15 protein-coding genes are annotated in these 17,013 nt (G+C 72.8%); 8 read left to right on the top strand and 7 right to left on the bottom strand.

Features of this window, described 5'->3' with window-relative positions:
- Positions 1-76 precede the first annotated feature (76 nt).
- Entirely contained in the window at positions 77-1,186 is a 1,110-nt protein-coding gene (gene cobT / locus MRBLMG1_RS30505) for a nicotinate-nucleotide--dimethylbenzimidazole phosphoribosyltransferase (protein WP_367827387.1), read from the bottom strand.
- 58 nt (positions 1,187-1,244) lie between these two features.
- Positions 1,245-2,447 (bottom strand): bifunctional adenosylcobinamide kinase/adenosylcobinamide-phosphate guanylyltransferase, encoded by a 1,203-nt coding sequence (locus MRBLMG1_RS30500; protein ID WP_367827386.1) that lies wholly within the window; start codon positions 2,445-2,447, stop codon positions 1,245-1,247.
- A gap of 91 nt (positions 2,448-2,538) precedes the next feature.
- On the opposite strand from MRBLMG1_RS30500, the gene MRBLMG1_RS30495 reads away from it, so the two are divergent.
- Positions 2,539-2,745 (top strand): hypothetical protein, encoded by a 207-nt coding sequence (locus tag MRBLMG1_RS30495; protein WP_367827385.1) that lies wholly within the window; start codon positions 2,539-2,541, stop codon positions 2,743-2,745.
- Positions 2,746-3,012: 267 nt separating this feature from the next.
- On the opposite strand, the gene MRBLMG1_RS30490 is transcribed toward MRBLMG1_RS30495, so the two are convergent.
- Together MRBLMG1_RS30490 and MRBLMG1_RS30485 are read right to left on the bottom strand one after the other, a co-directional pair.
- Entirely contained in the window at positions 3,013-3,750 is a 738-nt protein-coding gene (locus MRBLMG1_RS30490) for a class I SAM-dependent methyltransferase (protein WP_402462831.1), read from the bottom strand.
- A gap of 134 nt (positions 3,751-3,884) precedes the next feature.
- Positions 3,885-4,490, bottom strand: coding sequence for a DUF3043 domain-containing protein (locus MRBLMG1_RS30485; protein ID WP_367827384.1), 606 nt, complete (start codon positions 4,488-4,490; stop codon positions 3,885-3,887).
- A gap of 272 nt (positions 4,491-4,762) precedes the next feature.
- Between MRBLMG1_RS30485 and MRBLMG1_RS30480 the strand changes: the two genes are divergently transcribed.
- The 5 genes from MRBLMG1_RS30480 to MRBLMG1_RS30460 all read left to right on the top strand — a co-directional run bounded on the left by MRBLMG1_RS30480 (position 4,763) and on the right by MRBLMG1_RS30460 (position 11,378).
- Complete coding sequence (locus MRBLMG1_RS30480) at positions 4,763-5,557, top strand: PspA/IM30 family protein (protein ID WP_367827383.1); 795 nt, start codon at positions 4,763-4,765, stop codon at positions 5,555-5,557.
- 19 nt (positions 5,558-5,576) lie between these two features.
- Positions 5,577-5,855, top strand: coding sequence for a PspA-associated protein PspAA (gene pspAA, locus MRBLMG1_RS30475; protein ID WP_367827382.1), 279 nt, complete (start codon positions 5,577-5,579; stop codon positions 5,853-5,855).
- Positions 5,856-6,143: 288 nt separating this feature from the next.
- Positions 6,144-7,382 carry a sensor histidine kinase gene (locus tag MRBLMG1_RS30470; protein WP_367827381.1) on the top strand — a complete coding sequence of 413 codons (1,239 nt, stop codon included), beginning with the start codon at positions 6,144-6,146 and terminating at the stop codon, positions 7,380-7,382.
- Positions 7,379-8,068, top strand: coding sequence for a response regulator (locus MRBLMG1_RS30465; protein WP_367827380.1), 690 nt, complete (start codon positions 7,379-7,381; stop codon positions 8,066-8,068). Before MRBLMG1_RS30470 ends, MRBLMG1_RS30465 begins: the two co-directional genes overlap by 4 nt.
- A 178-nt stretch (positions 8,069-8,246) precedes the next feature.
- A complete protein-coding gene (locus MRBLMG1_RS30460; protein WP_367827379.1) occupies positions 8,247-11,378 on the top strand; it encodes an efflux RND transporter permease subunit in 3,132 nt (1,043 codons plus the stop codon).
- Between the two features lie 80 nt (positions 11,379-11,458).
- Here MRBLMG1_RS30460 and nadA read toward each other — a convergent pair whose 3' ends face one another.
- Entirely contained in the window at positions 11,459-12,637 is a 1,179-nt protein-coding gene (nadA, locus tag MRBLMG1_RS30455; RefSeq protein WP_367827378.1) for a quinolinate synthase NadA, read from the bottom strand.
- A gap of 247 nt (positions 12,638-12,884) precedes the next feature.
- On the opposite strand from nadA, the gene MRBLMG1_RS30450 reads away from it, so the two are divergent.
- Entirely contained in the window at positions 12,885-13,241 is a 357-nt protein-coding gene (locus MRBLMG1_RS30450) for a HesB/IscA family protein (RefSeq protein WP_015033024.1), read from the top strand.
- A gap of 73 nt (positions 13,242-13,314) precedes the next feature.
- On the opposite strand, the gene MRBLMG1_RS30445 is transcribed toward MRBLMG1_RS30450, so the two are convergent.
- Entirely contained in the window at positions 13,315-14,790 is a 1,476-nt protein-coding gene (locus tag MRBLMG1_RS30445) for a hypothetical protein (protein ID WP_367827377.1), read from the bottom strand.
- A 66-nt stretch (positions 14,791-14,856) separates the two neighbouring features.
- On the bottom strand, positions 14,857-15,063 hold the full coding sequence (locus MRBLMG1_RS30440) for a hypothetical protein (RefSeq protein WP_367827376.1): 207 nt from the start codon (positions 15,061-15,063) through the stop codon (positions 14,857-14,859).
- Positions 15,064-15,193: 130 nt separating this feature from the next.
- On the opposite strand from MRBLMG1_RS30440, the gene MRBLMG1_RS30435 reads away from it, so the two are divergent.
- Complete coding sequence (locus MRBLMG1_RS30435) at positions 15,194-16,168, top strand: carbohydrate kinase family protein (RefSeq protein WP_367827375.1); 975 nt, start codon at positions 15,194-15,196, stop codon at positions 16,166-16,168.
- Positions 16,169-17,013 lie beyond the last annotated feature (845 nt).

Raw genomic sequence — 17,013 nt, 5'->3', positions numbered from 1 at the left:
CTTGCCGTGCCGATGCGCCGGAGGCGGCCGCGCGCGTGGCGCGCCGCCGCCCCGGAGTCGTTCGGTCCCCGCTTCCTCAGAGGTCCCCGTCCGGCGCGGCCGAAGCGGCCGGGTCGTCCGACGAGTCGGACGAGGCCGACATGGCCGGATCCGGACGCTCGGGCAGCTCCGCGGCGAGCGCCGCCGCGGCCTGGACGAGGGGAAGTGCGAGCAATGCCCCGGTTCCCTCACCCACATGGACGCCATGGTCGAGCAGCGGGTTGAGCGCCATCCGGTCCAGTGCCTTCGACTGCGCCGGCTCCCCGCTCACCTGGCCCGCCAGCCACCAGTCCGGCGCCCGGAACGCCGCCCGCTGCGCCACCAGCGCACAGGCCGCGCCCACCACACCGTCCAGGATCACCGGCATCCGCCGCACCGACGCCTGCAGCAGGAAACCCGTCATCGCCGCCAGGTCCGCCCCGCCGACCGCCGCGAGCAGCTCCAGCTGATCACCGAGCACCGGCCTGGCCCGCCGCAGCGCGTCCCGGATCGCCGCGCACTTGCGCATCCAGGCCAGATCGTCGATCCCGGCGCCACCCCGGCCGGTCACCACCGAGGCGTCCGTCCCGCACAGCGCCGCGATCAGCGTCGACGCCGGGGTCGAGCCGCCGACGCTCAGATCACCGAGCACCACCAGATCGGTGCCCGAGTCCGCCTCCTCGTCGGCGATCGCGATGCCGAGCCGGACCGCCGCCTCGGTCTCCTCGACCGTCAGCGCGTTCTCCACGTCGATCCGGCCGCTGCCGCGCCGCACCCGGTGGCGCACCACGTCGGCGGGCAGCAGCTCGGGCTCGCAGTCCAGACCGGCGTCCACGACCCGCACCGGCACGCTCATCGAACGGGCGAGCACGGCGACCGGGCTCGCCCCGTCAAGGACCGCCCGCACCAGCTCGTGCGCGGTGCCCGCCGCACGGCCGGACACGTCGAGCGAGGCCACCCCGTGGTCACCCGCGAACAGCACCACCCTCGGCTGCTCGATCGCCCGGACCTTGACGGTCGCCTGCGCCGCCGCCAGCCACTCGCCCAGCTCGTCCAGGCGGCCCAGCGCCCCGGGCGGCACGGCCAGCCGCTCCCGGCGCTCCTCGGCGTCACGCCGGATCCCGCCGTCGGGGCGCTCGATCAGATCGGAGAAGTCGTCCAGGTTCAAGGGTTCCGCCTTGTGACAATCAGCTAGGGCCTGGCCGGTGGCCATCGGTGATCGCACCCTACCCGCGCAACACCAGCGCCTGTCCTGCGACCACCAGGAGGACCTGCTCGCACTCGTCGGCGAAGGCCGCGTTCAAGCGGCCCAGTTCGTCCCGGAACCGGCGCCCCGCCGCGGTGCCCGGCACCACGCCCGAGCCCACCTCGTTCGTCACCGCCACGACCGTGCGGCCCGTCGCCCGCACCGCCGCCACCAGCTCCGCCGTCCGCTCCCGCAGCGCCGCCTGCCCGCTCTCCGCCCACGTCGCGTCGTCCCAGGCCCCCACCCGGTCCATGGCGTCCGTCAGCCACAGCGACAGGCAGTCGATCAGCAGCGCGGGCCCGTCCCCGGCGAGCAGCGGTACGAGGTCGCAGGTCTCGGCGGTACGCCAGGAACCCGGCCGCCGGTCCCGGTGCAGGCCCACCCGCTGCGCCCACTCCGTGTCGCCCTCCCGGGACCCGCTCGTCGCCACGTACAGCACCTCGGGGAAGGCCTCGAGGCGCCGCTCGGCCTCCACCGACTTCCCCGACCTGGCTCCGCCGGTCACCAGCGTCCGCCGCGGCACGTCCGGCACCTCGTGGTACTCGCCCACGTACAGCGTCGTCCCGTCCGGCACCGTCCGGGCGCCCGCCGCCGCCAGCCGCCGGTCGAGCTCGGCCCCCGTCGGCACGTCGTGGTCCAGGTGCACCGCGATCACCTCGGTGGCCGGCCCGACCGCCCCGGTCGCCCGCAGCCGCGCCAGCCCGTCCGGGCGGCCCGTCACATCGCCGATCACCATGTCGTACGGCACCCGGTGGTCCTCCGACAGCCCCGCCGGAGCCCCGCCCGGCGGCAGGTACAGCAGCCGCTCGCCGTCCGCCGACGTCACCTCGTACCCCGTGCCGGGGGAGTCCATCGGCACCGCCCGCACCGTGTGCCCGCTGATCAGCGTCAACTCCCGGCCGTCCGGAACCCGGCCCGCCGTCGGCAGCCCCGCCGGCACCTCCACCGCGGGACCGTCGTGCGGATGCGTGAGCAGCACCTGCCGCACACCCACGAGCGAATGCCCCGAACGCGCCGCCGCCAGTGCGGCCCCCGGGGTCAGATCGAGCAGCAACGCCCCGTCGACCAGCAACGCCGTCGCGGCCCGCGCCCGGGTCCCACGGGAGAGCGCGCACACGGCGCAGGGGCAAGCGGGGCGGGGCAGGCCGAGCGGGGCTCCGGTGCCGAGCAAAGTCAGTTCCACCCTCAGATCCTCCCGCGCCGCCGCGAGGCGTGCGCGCCCGGCTACGCTGCGGGCAGGAAACCGATCATCCGGTGAGCGCCAGGAGGCGGACATGGCATGGACGTGGCGGTTCGAGAAGTCCGACGGCACACAGGTCGACCCGGTGGTGACCCCCGAGGAGTTCACCACCCAGGGCGACGCCGAAAGCTGGATCGGCGAGCACTGGCGTGACCTCCTCGGCGGCGGCGCCGACCAGGTCACCCTCTCCGAAGACGGCACCAAGATCTACGGCCCCATGCCCCTCGACGCCGAGAACTGACACCCCGGCGCCCGGAAGGGAGCGCGGTCTCCCCGCTCCCTTCCGGCCACGCCGGAGGACGGTACGTCGACGCGCGCGCGGGCTGATGGGCGCACGCGCGCGGGACGACGGAAACGGGGTGTCCAGGAGGTGTCCCGGCGATCAGGCCGGGCTCGCCACGACACCCCGCAGGCACGCGGTACGACCGGAAACGGGCGGGGTGCCCGGATCAGGTCCGGAAAGTCCCGCTAGGGGGTGTCTTGCCGATCACCCGGGCTCGCGGGCCCGCTAGGCCCGCCGTACGCCGCACAGATGCAGGAGCGCGGCGATCCGCCGGTACGGTTCCACGCGTCCCGCCCGGTCCTCGGCGGCGAGCAGCCGGTCCAGCTCCTCGGCAGCAGGAAGGCCCGCGCCGGCGGGGACGCCGTCCGTGAAGACACGCACCCCGTACCAGGCGTGCAGCGGCGCCGCGATGCCCGCGAGCGTCGCCGTCAGCGCGTCGAGGCGGTCGGCCCGCACCTTCACGCCGTGGTCGTCGGTGTAGACGTCGGAGTCGAAGGCCGTGAGCGCCCCCGACCAGTCCCCGGCGAGGCCCGGCCGCATGGCGAGCGCCTCCGCGTTCCGCACCACCAGGGAGAGCAGACCGCCGGGCGCCAGCATCCGGGCCAGGCCCGCGAGCAGCGCGTCCGGCTCGTCCGCGTACATGAGCACGCCGTGGCAGAGGACCACGTCGAAGCTGCCGGGCAGGAAGTGGACGCCGGTCTCGCGCCCGTCGCCCTCGATCATCCGGACCCGCTCGCGGATTCCGGCGGGCTCCGTCGCCAGCGACTCGCGCGCCGCCTTGAGGAGCTCCGGATCGGCCTCCAGACCGGTCACGGTGTGCCCGGCCCGCGCGAGGCGCAGCGTCTGCGCGCCCTGCCCCATGCCGGCGTCGAGGATGCGCAGCCGCTGCCCGACGGGGTAGCGGCCGGATATCTGCTCGTCGAGCTGGCGGGCGACGATCTCCTGGCGGATGGTGTCGCGCAGGCCGCCGGGACCGGTCGGCTGCGCGACGGCGGGCAGTACGGGACCGCCCGCCTCCGAGGTGGCCGCACCGAAAGCACCCTCGCCGAGGGTGCCCTCGACGAGAGTGGGTTCGCCGCGCTCCGAGCTGTCGGCGCTCAGGGCCGCTCTCCGCGCTTGACCTGCGGCTTCGGCAGTCGCAGTCGGCGCATCTGGAGCGTACGCATCAGACCGTAGGCGATCGCGCCGCGCTTCGGCTCGTTCGGGAAGCGCTCGTTCAGCTGCTTGCGCAGCCGGAGCCAGATGCCGATCGAGTCGATGACGATCAGGATGATCACACCGAGCCAGAGCAGCAGGGAGATGTTCTGCAGCGCCCGGTTGGCGTTGCCGAACAGCGACAGCACGAGGATCACGACGGCCATCGGCAGGAAGAACTCGGCGATCGCGAACCGCGAGTCGACGAAGTCGCGCACGAAACGGCGGACCGGACCCTTGTCGCGGGCCGGCAGATAACGCTCGTCGCCGCTTGCCAGCGCCTCGCGCTGACGGGCCAGGTCGGAGCGGCGTGCCTCGCGCTGGCGCTTGGCGGCCTCCTTGCGGTCGGTCGGCACCGTCGCGGCGCGCCGACGCTGGGTCTGCGCTTCACTCCGCTTCGGGGTCGGGCGGCCCTTGGGGGCCTCGGGGTCGCGGGGCTGCTGGGTGGAGAGGTCCGCCGTCACCTTGTCGGTGGGGGCCTTCTCGTCCTTCGAACGGCTACGGAACACAAAACCCAAGGGTACGGGGTGGTGGGCATGAACCCCATGCGGGGCGGGAACGATCCGCTAACGGACTGCGTCTCTGGTCGTACGCACGAAGGACGGGCGTGGTTTCCCCGAGATCCATCTACACCCTGGGCCGGAGGGAACGCCGCACCTAGTCGTCCTTGGGGAGGAGCGCATCGAGCTCCGAACAGTGCGGTAATGGAGACAGGGCCCGTACTGTGGATCCTGTTGGAGAGCTGGAGCCGAAGTCCGTCAGAAGGGGGCGCGCGAAGCCCATGAGCGGTGTCATGAAGCGTATGGGGATGATCTTCCGCGCGAAGGCGAACAAGGCCCTTGACCGGGCCGAGGATCCGCGCGAGACGCTCGATTACTCCTACCAGAAGCAGCTGGAGCTGCTGCAGAAGGTGCGGCGCGGCGTGGCCGACGTCGCCACCTCCCGCAAGCGGCTCGAACTCCAGCTGAACCAGCTGCAGGGCCAGTCCGCCAAGCTGGAGGACCAGGGCCGCAAGGCGCTGGCGCTCGGCCGCGAGGACCTGGCGCGCGAGGCGCTGTCCCGTCGGGCCGCCCTCCAGCAGCAGGTCAGCGACCTGGAGGTGCAGCACCAGACGCTGCAGGGCGAGGAGGAGAAGCTCACCCTCGCCTCCCAGCGCCTCCAGGCCAAGGTCGACGCCTTCCGCACCAAGAAGGAGACCATCAAGGCGACCTACACGGCGGCCCAGGCGCAGACCAGGATCGCCGAGTCCTTCTCCGGCATCTCGGAGGAGATGAGCGACGTCGGTCTCGCGATCCAGCGGGCCGAGGACAAGACCGCCCAGCTCCAGGCGCGCGCGGGCGCGATCGACGAGCTGCTCGCCTCGGGCGCCCTGGACGACCAGTCCGGGCTCGCGAAGGACGACATCCAGGCGGAGCTGGACCGGCTCTCCGGTGGCACGGACGTCGAGCTCGAACTCCAGCGGATGAAGGCCGAACTGGCCGGCGGCCCGTCGGCGCAGCAGCAGGCCATCGAGGGCGGTGGCGCGGCCGCGCCGCAGGACCGCACCCAGCAGTCCCACCCTCGCTTCGAGAAGTAGGCGACAGACAGGACGCGTCATGATCGTACGGATCATGGGGGAGGGCCAGCGGAAGCTGGCCGACAGCCACGTCGTCGAGCTGAACCGACTCGACGACGAGCTCCTCGCAGAGATGGAGTCGGGGGACGAGGAAGGCTTCCGGCGCACGCTCGGCGGCCTGCTCGACGCCGTCCGGCGGCTCGGCGAGCCCCTCCCGGACGACGCCCTGGAGCCCTCGGAGCTGATCCTCCCGGCTCCGGACGCGAGCCTCGACGAGGTCCGGGCGATGCTCTCCGACGACGGCCTCATCCCGGGCTGAACCTGCTCACCCGACGGTCCCGCCGCCCCCAAGGGCGCCGGGACCGTCGCGTATCCGGCCGTCCCGCCGCCCCCCAAGGGCGCCGGGACCGTCGCGTATCCGGCCGCGCCCGCCCCGCCGCCGCATCCGCTCCCGAGCTCGGGCCGCGACGCCCGGCCCCTACCTCCGCAGGACCCCGCAGGACCCCGCGGGACCCTGTTCCGCGCGTGGCCCCGAGCCCCCGCCCCGTCGGGCTTCCGGGACCGGCGCCGTACCCCCGTGGTCCGCCGCCCCGTACCGTTGTCCCCCGTGACCCCCACCGGCTCCTCCACCGGGACCCCCTACGTCCGTGTCCGTGACGGGTTCCGGGCCCATCCGCTGGCCTTCGACGCGGTGCTCGCCTTCGGCGTGCTCGTCTCCATGATCGCCGGGTCGTTCACCGACCCGCACGGCAGTCCGGACGGGCCGACGTTCGGCGACCACTCGCCGGACGTGTGGAGCGTGCTGATCATGGTGGCCGGGGCGGCCGCGCTGGTGCTGCGCCGCCGCAAGCCGTTCGCCGTGCTCTGCTTCACCGTGACGATCAGCCTCTTCGAGCTGGTCAGCGCCAGCCGGCCGGCGCCGATCGCGATGAGCGCGGTCGTCGCGCTGTTCACGGTCGCCGCGCGCACGGACCGGCCGACCACCTGGCGGGTCGGCCTGGTCACGATGGCGGTGCTCACCGCCGCGGCCATGATCTTCGGGCCGACGCACTGGTACGCGCAGGACAACCTCGGGGTGTTCGCCTGGACCGGCATGGCCGCCGCGGCCGGGGACGCCGTCCGCAGCCGCCGGGCGTTCGTCGACGCGATCCGGGAACGGGCCGAGCGGGCCGAGCGGACCCGCGAGGAGGAGGCGGGCCGCCGGGTCGCCGAGGAGCGGCTGCGGATCGCCCGCGACCTCCACGACGTCGTCGCCCACCACATCGCCCTGGTGAACGTGCAGGCCGGCGTCGCCGCCCACGTCATGGACAAGCGCCCTGACCAGGCGAAGGAGGCCCTCTCGTACGTCCGCGAGGCGAGCCGCTCCGCGCTCGACGAACTGCGCGCCACCGTCGGCCTGCTGCGCCAGTCCGGCGACCCCGAGGCCCCCACCGAGCCCGCCCCGGGGCTCGCCGTCCTCGACGGACTGCTCGACAGCTTCCGGAAGGCGGGCCTCCCGGTCGCCGTGGCGCGCGCCGACGGCGAGAAGCCACTGCCCGCGACCGTCGACCTCGCCGCGTACCGGATCGTGCAGGAGGCGCTGACCAACGTCCGCAAGCACGCGGGACCGGACGCGGAGGCCGAGGTCAGCGTCGTCCGGGTGGGCCGTACGGTCGAGATCACCGTCCTCGACAACGGCGTCCCGCAGACCGGGGCGCCCGACGGGTCCGGCGGCCACGGCCTCCTCGGCATGCGCGAGCGGGTCGGCGCGCTCGGCGGCACCCTCACCGCCGCCCCCCGGTACGGCGGCGGCTTCCGCGTCCAGGCGATACTGCCGGTGACGTCCCGCACGGGGGAGGACACATGACGATCCGGGTACTGCTCGCCGACGACCAGGCCCTGCTCCGCAGCGCCTTCAAGGTCCTGGTGAACTCCGAGCCGGACATGGAGGTCGTCGGCGAGGCGCCCGACGGCGCCGAGGCCGTCGCCCTCGCCCGCTCCGAGCGGCCCGACGTCGTCCTGATGGACATCCGCATGCCGGGCACGGACGGACTGGCCGCCACCCGCATGATCACCGCGGACCCCGAGCTCGCGGACGTACGGATCGTGATGCTGACCACCTTCGAGGTCGACGAGTACGTCGTGCAGTCGCTGCGCGCCGGCGCGTCCGGCTTCCTCGGCAAGGGCGCCGAACCCGAGGAGCTGCTCGGCGCGATCCGGATCGCGCACGCCGGCGAGGCACTGCTCTCCCCGGCCGCCACGAAGGGCCTGATCGCCACCTTCCTCGCCCAGGGCGCGGGCGCGGAATCCGGCGACGGGAGCGGCCGGGCCCGCTCCGAACGCCTCGCCGCCCTGACCGCCCGCGAGCGCGAGGTCCTCGTCCTCGTCGCGGGCGGACTGTCGAACGACGAGATCGCCGAGCGGCTCGACGTCAGCCCCCTCACCGTGAAGACCCACGTCAACCGGACGATGGCCAAGCTCGGCGCCCGCGACCGGGCCCAGCTGGTGGTGACGGCCTACGAATCGGGACTGGTACGTCCCCGGGTGGACTGACGGATCACACCGGCGTACTCCAGACGCGGTATGCGCGGGATAAGGAAGTGCACCCGGGGGCCGAGGACTTCCGGCCGCGGATGGCAGATCGTATAGGCGGGGGGCACCTCCGGCGGATCAAGGCCGGGGTCCTGGCTGCTCCCGCCCGCCGACGAGTACGCCACAGAAGAGAGACCCCATGTCCTGGCTGTCGAGATTCAGCCTCGCGCAAAGGGCCCTGATCGGGCTGATGTCCATCGTCGCGATCGTGTTCGGGGTGATCGCGATCCCGCAGCTGAAGCAGCAACTGCTGCCCTCGATCGAGCTCCCCGTGGTCTCGGTCCTCGCCCCCTACCAGGGCGCCTCTCCCGATGTGGTCGAGAAGCAGGTCGTCGAGCCGCTGGAGAGCAACCTCAAGGCCGTCGACGGGCTCAAGTCGGTCACCTCCACCGCCTCCGAGGGCATGGCCGTCGTCATGGCCTCCTTCGACTACGGCGACGAGTCGACGAAGCAGCTCGTCGCCGACGTCCAGCAGGCCGTGAACCGCGCCCGCGCCCAGCTGCCCGACTCCGTCGACCCGCAGGTGATCGCCGGCTCGACGGACGACATGCCGACCGTGGTCCTGGCCGCCGCGTCCGACAAGGACCAGCAGGCCCTCGCCGACCAGCTGGAGCGGACCGTCGTGCCCGCCCTGGAGGCCATCGACGGCGTCGGCCAGGTCGCCGTCAGCGGCGTCCAGGACCTCCAGGTCTCCGTCACGCCCGACGAGCGGAAGCTCGCCGCCGCCGGACTCACCACCATGAAGCTCGCCGAGGCCCTGCGCTCCGGCGGCGCCACGATGCCGGCCGGCGCCTTCTCGGAGGCCGGCAAGTCCCGCACGATCCAGGTCGGCGGCGGCTACACCTCGCTGCGGCAGATCGAGGACCTGCGCATCCCGGCGGCCGTCCCCGGCAAGGGCAAGGCGGTCCGCCTCGGCGACGTCGCCGACGTGCGGCAGGAGGAGTCCCCGCGCGTCTCCCTCACCCGCACCAACGGCAAGCCGACCCTCGCCGTCATGGCCACCATGGACAAGGACGGCAGCGCCGTCGCCATCTCCGACGCGGTCGGGGAGAAGCTCCCCGAGCTGCGCCGCGACCTCGGCGCCGGCGCCGAGCTCACCATCGTCTCCGACCAGGGCCCGGCCGTGGCCAAGGCCGTCTCCGGCCTGACCACCGAGGGCGCGCTCGGCCTCGTCATGGCCGTCCTGGTGATCCTGGTCTTCCTCGCGTCGATCCGCTCGACCCTGGTCACCGCGGTCTCCATCCCGCTCTCGGTCGTCCTCGCCCTCATCGTGCTGTGGACCCGCGACCTCTCGCTCAACATGCTGACGCTCGGCGCGCTCACCATCGCCATCGGCCGGGTCGTGGACGACTCGATCGTGGTCCTGGAGAACATCAAGCGGCACCTGGGATACGGCGAGGAGCGCCGGAGCGCGATCCTCACCGCGGTCCGCGAGGTCGCGGGCGCCGTCACCTCCTCGACCCTCACCACCGTCGCCGTGTTCCTGCCGATCGGCCTGGTCGGCGGCATCGTCGGCGAGATGTTCGGCTCCTTCTCGCTGACGGTGACGGCGGCCCTGCTCGCCTCGCTGCTGGTCTCCCTGACCGTGGTCCCGGTCCTCTCGTACTGGTTCCTGCGCGCGCCCGAGGGCACGTCCGAGGACCCGGAGCGGGCCCGCCGCCTGGCCGAGGAGAAGGAGGAGAAGAGCCGTCTCCAGCGCGCGTACGTGCCGGTCCTGCGGTTCGCGACCCGACGCCGGCTCACCAGTGTGACCATCGCGCTCGCCGTGCTGGCCGTCACCGTCGCCATGGGCGGCCTCCTGAAGACGAACTTCTTCGATCCCGGTGATCAGGAGGTGCTCAACATCCGGCAGGAGCTGGAGCCCGGCACCGGCCTGGGCGCCACCGACGAGGCCGCGAAGAAGATCGAGAAGGTCCTCGCGGAGACCGAGGGCGTCAAGGACTACCAGGTCACCGTCGGCTCCTCCGGCTTCATGGCGGCCTTCGGCGGTGCCACCGGCTCCCACCAGGCCACCTACAAGGTCAGCCTGGAGGAGTCCGCCTCGTACGAGAAGACCCGGGACGCCATCGACACGGCCCTCGGCGCGCTCGACGGCATCGGCGACACCACGATCGGCGCCGGCGACGGCTTCGGCAACCAGGACCTGAGCGTGGTCGTGAAGGCCGCCGACCCGGAGGTCCTGAAGCAGGCCGCCGAGCAGGTCCGCACCGCGGTCGCCGAGCTGGCGGACGTCACCGACGTCCAGAGCGACCTCTCGCAGTCCGTCCCGCGCGTCTCCGTGAAGGCGAACGACAAGGCCGCCGACGCAGGTCTCGACACCACCTCGCTCGGCGCGATCGTCGCCCAGGCCGTCCGGGGCACCCCGGCCGCCAAGGCGATCCTCGACGACAGCGAGCGCGACGTCCTCATCACCTCGGCGAAGCCGGCCACCACCCTGGCCGAGCTGAAGGCCCTGCCCGTCGGCCCGCTGAAGCTGGGCGACATCGCCACCGTCGAACTGGTCCCCGGCCCGGTCTCCATGACCCGGATCGACGGCGCCCGCTCCGCGACGGTCACGGCCAAGCCGACCGGTGACGACACCGGCGCGGTGGGCAACGCCCTCACGCAGAAGATCAAGAAGCTCGACCTGCCGAAGGGCGCCACCGCGACCGTCGGCGGTGCCACCGAGGACCTGGAGGAGGCCCAGATCAACCTCCTCCTGGCGATGTTCGCGGCCGTCGCGATCGTCTTCATGCTGCTGGTGGCGACCTTCCGGTCGCTCATCCAGCCGCTGATCCTGCTGGTCTCGATCCCGTTCGCCGCGACGGGCGCCATCGGCCTGCTGGTGATCACCGGCACGGCCATGGGCGTCCCGGCGATGATCGGCATGCTGATGCTCATCGGCATCGTCGTCACCAACGCGATCGTCCTGATCGACCTGATCAACCAGTACCGGGCCCAGGGTCTGGGCGTCGTCGAAGCGGTGATCGAGGGCGGCCGGCACCGGCTCCGCCCGATCCTGATGACCGCCCTGGCGACGATCTTCGCCCTGCTGCCGATGGCCCTTGGCGTCACCGGCGAGGGCGGCTTCATCGCGCAGCCGCTGGCCGTCGTGGTGATCGGCGGCCTGATCACGTCGACGCTGCTGACCCTGCTCCTCGTCCCGACGCTCTACGCGATGGTGGAGCTCCGCAAGGAGCGCCGCGCGAAGAAGAAGGCGGCGAAGCGGGAGGCGAAGGGCGCGGCGGTCCCGGCGCAGCCGAAGGAGCCCGTGGAGCCGGCGGGCGTCTGACGTCCGAAACCCCGGAAGGGCCGGGTCCCCGCGCGATGCGCGGGGACCCGGCCCTTCCGTCGTCAGGCTCGGTGCGTGCGTTACGGCAGCGCCAGCATCCGCTCCAGGGCGAGCTTGGCGAAGCTCTCCGTCTCCTCGTCGACCCGGATCTGGTTGACGAGGTTGCCCTCGGCCAGGGACTCCAGGGTCCACACCAGGTGGGGGAGGTCGATGCGGTTCATCGTCGAGCAGAAGCAGACGGTCTTGTCGAGGAAGACGATCTCCTTGTCCTGGTCGGCGAAACGGTTCGCCAGCCGCCGGACGAGGTTCAGCTCGGTGCCGATCGCCCACTTGGAGCCGGCCGGGGCCGCCTCCAGGGTGTTGATGATGTACTCGGTCGAGCCCACGTAGTCCGCGGCGGCGACGACCTCGTGCCGGCACTCGGGGTGGACGAGCACGTTCACGCCCGGGATGCGCTCGCGGACGTCGTTCACCGAGTCCAGCGAGAACCGGCCGTGCACCGAGCAGTGGCCGCGCCACAGGATCATCTTGGCGGCCCGCAGCTCCTCGACGGTCAGGCCGCCGTTCGGCTTGTGCGGGTTGTAGAGCACGCAGTCGTCCAGGGACATGCCCATGTCGCGGACGGCGGTGTTGCGGCCCAGGTGCTGGTCCGGCAGGAACAGCACCTTCTCGCCCTGTTCGAAGGCCCAGTTCAGGGCCCGCTCGGCGTTGGACGAGGTGCAGATGGTGCCCCCGTGCTTGCCGGTGAAGGCCTTGATGTCGGCCGAGGAGTTCATGTACGAGACGGGCACGACCTGCTCGGCGATGCCGGCCTCGGTCAGCACGTCCCAGCACTCGGCGACCTGCTCGGCGGTGGCCATGTCGGCCATCGAGCAGCCGGCCGCGAGGTCGGGCAGGACGACCTTCTGGTCGTCGCCGGTGAGGATGTCGGCCGACTCCGCCATGAAGTGGACACCGCAGAAGACGATGTACTCGGCCTCGGGCTTGGCCGCCGCGTCACGGGCGAGCTTGAAGGAGTCGCCGGTCACGTCGGCGAACTGGATGACCTCGTCACGCTGGTAGTGGTGGCCGAGCACGAAGACCTTGTCCCCGAGCTTCTCCTTGGCCGCGCGGGCGCGCTCCACCAGGTCCGGGTCGGAGGGCGACGGCAGATCGCCGGGACACTCCACACCGCGCTCGCTCTTCGGGTCGGCCTCGCGGCCGAGCAGCAGCAGGGCGAGCGGCGTCGGCTGCACATCCAGGGGCTGGGCGGTGGTCACGTCACGCACCCTTTCATTCGGGTCTTCGGGGGAAACCTTTTCGTCTAAATGACGCTATCTATCATAACCGCTTCACGTCACATTGACGATGTCCATAGTGTCGATGTGACGAATTCGCCGTCCGCACTCGCGGACATGGTGTGCGAGCATGAAAGAAGCAAAGACCCACCCGACCCGGAATGAATCCGGGGCACCGCCGGTTCCAACCGTCGGCAAGCAGTCTCCGTACACACCGGGAGAGAAGCAGATGTCCGTATCGGACGAGAAGACCACTGTCAGCGACGGCATCCTCCTGTCCGACGCCGCCGCGGCCAAGGTCAAGGCCCTCCTCGACCAGGAAGGCCGCGAGGACCTGGCCCTGCGCGTCGCCGTTCAGCCCGGTGGCTGCTCCGGCCTGCGTTACCAGCTGTTCTTCGACGAGCGTTCGCTCGACGGCGATGTCGTGAAGGACTTCGACGGCGTCAAGGTCGTCACCGACCGCATGAGCGCCCCGTACCTCGGGGGTGCCTCGATCGACTTCGTCGACACGATCGAGAAGCAGGGCTTCACCATCGACAACCCGAACGCCACGGGCTCCTGCGCCTGCGGCGACTCGTTCAGCTAAACCCGTACGCACGTGAGGGCGGCGGCCCGGGACCAGGTCCCGGGCCGCCGCCCTCACGCGTACGCGGGCTCCGTCAGCGACGCGGCACGGGCTGCCCGCTCGCCGCGTCGACCACCGTCCGCGAACCGACCGGGTCCTTCAGGGCCACCGTCTTCGAGACCTCCACGGCCATCGCGACGCACACCCGGTCGGGATCGGCAGGCGACTCCGTGATCCGGACCGTGACGGCCTCCGGGGTCTCCTGCGCCGTGACCGTGTACGTGCTGCACACCCCGCCCCAGAACGTGACGGTCAGCTTCCGGCCGCCCTCGTCCGGCCGGTACGACTCGACCTGCCGGACCGGCGCCGTACCCTGCTCCGGCGACGGCTTCACCGGCGGCGCCAGGAACTCCGGCGCCACGGCCGTCTCGACCACCGTGTACGGCGACGCGTCCACCGGGTCCGCCGTGAACAGCCACGCCGGTACGAGCACCCGCTCGCCCGCCACGTCCTTCGCTGCCAGCCCGAACACCGCACCCGTCACCGGGACCTCCGTCGGCGGTGCCACCTCCGCGATCGACTGGCAGGGCGCGGCCGGGCCGCCCTTCCCGCTCCCGCCGCCCGCCGAGTCGTCCTTGCCGTTCCCGTCGACGCCCGCCGGCGGGTCCGTGGCGCAGCCGCCGATGCCGACCGGGCCGGTGCCCTTCGATTCCTCGTTCAGCTCGGCGAGCGCCTTCGCGGCCCCGATCACCGGGTACGTGGCTCCCGCCGCCGGCTCCTCCAGCATCCCGCTGCCGGCGACGGGCCGGCCGTCCGGCCCGATGTGCAGCCCCGTCGACCAGCCGTAGGTCGGCAGTCCGCCGATCACCGGATCGGCGTTGACCACCCGCACCGAGCCGTCCATGACCTGCGACGCCGTCACCTTCGCGTCGTCCTGCCCGAGCACCTTCAGGATCGGTGCCGCCGCCGCCCTCGCCGCCGCCTCGCTCACCGGGGAACCGCCGCGCGACGGCTTCGCCTCACCCGGCGGCGGGCAGGCCTTGCCCTTGAGGCAGGAGTCCCCGACCGGACCGCCGTCGTACCAGGAGTACGTCCAGTTCCCGGGGGCCTTCCGCGCCACGTCGAGACGCGGTCCCGAGCCGTCCTTCTCCGGACGGATCGTCCAGACCTGGCCCTCCAGGACCGGGCTGCCGGAGATGCCCAGCGCTTCGGCCAGCCTGGTCACCTCGGCCGAGGTGACCAGGCCCTCGGGCCGGTGGACCGCGGCCGAGGAGGGCCCTTGGGGGAGTGGGCCCTTGGCTGTGTAGACGGTCCCCTGGGGACCGCCGCCCGGGTCCGGCTCACCCGGCGCGATACCGGCGCCGCCGTCACCGCTGCCGCCGCTCTCCAGGCGCAGAGGAGGCGGCGAACCGGCCGCGTCGGCGGCCGCGCCGCCGGCCCCGGCCGACTTGGCCTCGCCGGACGCCGTCGCGGCCAGATAGACCCCGCCGCCGCCGGCGAACAGCACTCCCGCCGCCACCGAGGCGGCGATGACGTTCCGTCGCCTCCGTACGTTCTCCGTACCGCTCACCGCAACGCTCCCTCGTCTCGATCGGACAGAGGTGGGACGGAGCGGGCGGGCGGACGGTTCCGTCCGTCAGCCGCCGTACTCGGCGGTCGCGTCGATCAGCCGTGCCGAGGCGTCCGGAACGACCACCCCGTGGATCAGGGCGGGGGAGACCGGCGCGGGCGCGGGAGCGACCGGGGCGACCCAGTGCGGGGCCATCCGAGCGCCGTCCCCGCACAGCTGCGCGAGGCTCAACTCGGACTCGTGTCGCTCGCGAGGAGCGGGGTAGGTGGTCATGGCCGCACCGTATGCACCGCACCGCTCCGGAGAAAAGCCCTACTCTGGGGTAGTTTCCACTGTTCGGCAGGACACCGCCCAACCGGTAGCGTGAACTGTCATTACCGCCTTCCCGCAGGAGCGCCCCGCCGTGCGTATCGCAGTCACCGGCTCCATCGCCACCGACCACCTCATGACCTTCCCCGGCCGGTTCGCCGACCAGCTCGTGGCCGACCAGCTCCACACGGTGTCCCTCTCCTTCCTCGTGGACAACCTCGACGTACGCCGGGGAGGCGTCGCCGCCAACATCTGCTTCGGCATGGGCCAGCTCGGCAGCCGCCCCGTCCTGGTCGGCGCCGCCGGCTTCGACTTCGACGAGTACCGCGCCTGGCTCGACCGGCACGGCGTCGACACCGGCTCGGTGCGCATCTCCGAGGTCCTCCACACCGCCCGCTTCGTCTGCACCACCGACCAGGACCACAACCAGATCGGCTCCTTCTACACGGGCGCGATGAGCGAGGCCCGGCAGATCGAGCTCAAGGCCGTCGCCGACCGCGTGGGCGGCCTCGACCTCGTCCTCATCGGCGCCGACGACCCCGAGGCGATGCTCCGCCACACCGAGGAGTGCAAGGCCCGCGGGATCCCCTTCGCCGCCGACTTCTCGCAGCAGATCGCGCGCATGGACGGCGACGAGATCCGCACGCTCCTCGACGGCGCCACCTACCTCTTCTCCAACGAGTACGAGAAGGGCCTCATCGAGTCCAAGACGGGCTGGACCGACGCCGAGATCCTCTCCCGCGTCGGCCACCGGATCACCACCCTCGGCTCGCGCGGCGTCCGCATCGAGCGCGTCGGCGAGACCCCCATCGAGGTCGGCTGCCCCGAGGAGAACGCCAAGGTCGACCCGACCGGCGTCGGCGACGCCTTCCGCGCCGGCTTCCTCACCGGGCTCTCCTGGGGCGTCGGCCTCGAGCGCGCCGCGCAGCTGGGCTGCATGCTCGCCACGCTCGTCATCGAGACGCTCGGTACGCAGGAGTACACCCTCGCCCGCGCCAACTTCGTCGACCGCTTCACCAAGGCCTACGGCGACCCCGCCACCGCCGACCTCCACCCCCACCTCCCCTAACCCCCCGCCCGCCGCCTGCCCCCGCCCCGCCGGCACCCGGGCACCCCCGCTGCGGGCTCCACCCCGCCGGGGCGGCGCCCACCCGCGCCGTGGGCCCGCGTTACGCCGAGAGGGTGCCCACCCGGGCTGCGCCCACCTTCCTTGTGGGCCTGTGTTCTGCCGGGGCGGCGCCCACCTGGGCTGCGCCCATGCTCGCTGTGGGCCTGTGTTCCGCCGGGGCGGCGCCCACCTGGGCTGCGCCCACCCTCGCTGTGGGCCTGTGTTCCGCCGGGGCTGCGCCCACCCTCGCTGTGGGCTCGTGTTCCGCCGGGGCTGCGCCCACCCGGGCTGCGCCCACCCTCCCTGTGGGCCTGTGTTCCGCAGGGGCGGCACCCCCGCCCTCCCCCGTTGTGGGCAATCGTTCCGCTGGGGCGGAACGGGTGGGCACAACGGAACGGCGCCCCTTGCCGGGCCTAGGCTTCCGCGCCTGAACCCGCACCCCGTGCACGACGCACATCGGGTGCGGGTTCAGGCATATGGGGGCGGAGGCGCCGCCGAGGGCGCCGTCCCGTGTGCCCACCCGTCCCGCCCCAGCGGGACGATTGCCCACACGGAGGGTGGGGCGGGCGGATGGCGCGGCCCGCACGAGGCGCGAGGGCGGCCCGCACGAGCGCAAGCGCGGCCTGCACGGGGGCGGCGGCCCACACGGGAGGGCCTGCAGGGGGGCGGCGGCCCACACGGGAGGGCCTGCAGGGGGGCGGCGGCCCACACGGGAGGGCCTGCACGGGCGCGGCCCGCACGAGGGAGGCCCGCACGGGCGCGGCCCGCACGAGGGAGGCCCGCACGGGCGCCGCACGCACGAGGGA

This window comes from Streptomyces sp. LMG1-1-1.1 (genome assembly GCF_040815545.1).
Taxonomy (GTDB): domain Bacteria; phylum Actinomycetota; class Actinomycetes; order Streptomycetales; family Streptomycetaceae; genus Streptomyces.
Note: the sequence above shows the minus strand (reverse complement) of the source record. Positions and strands in the feature narration are given on the sequence as shown.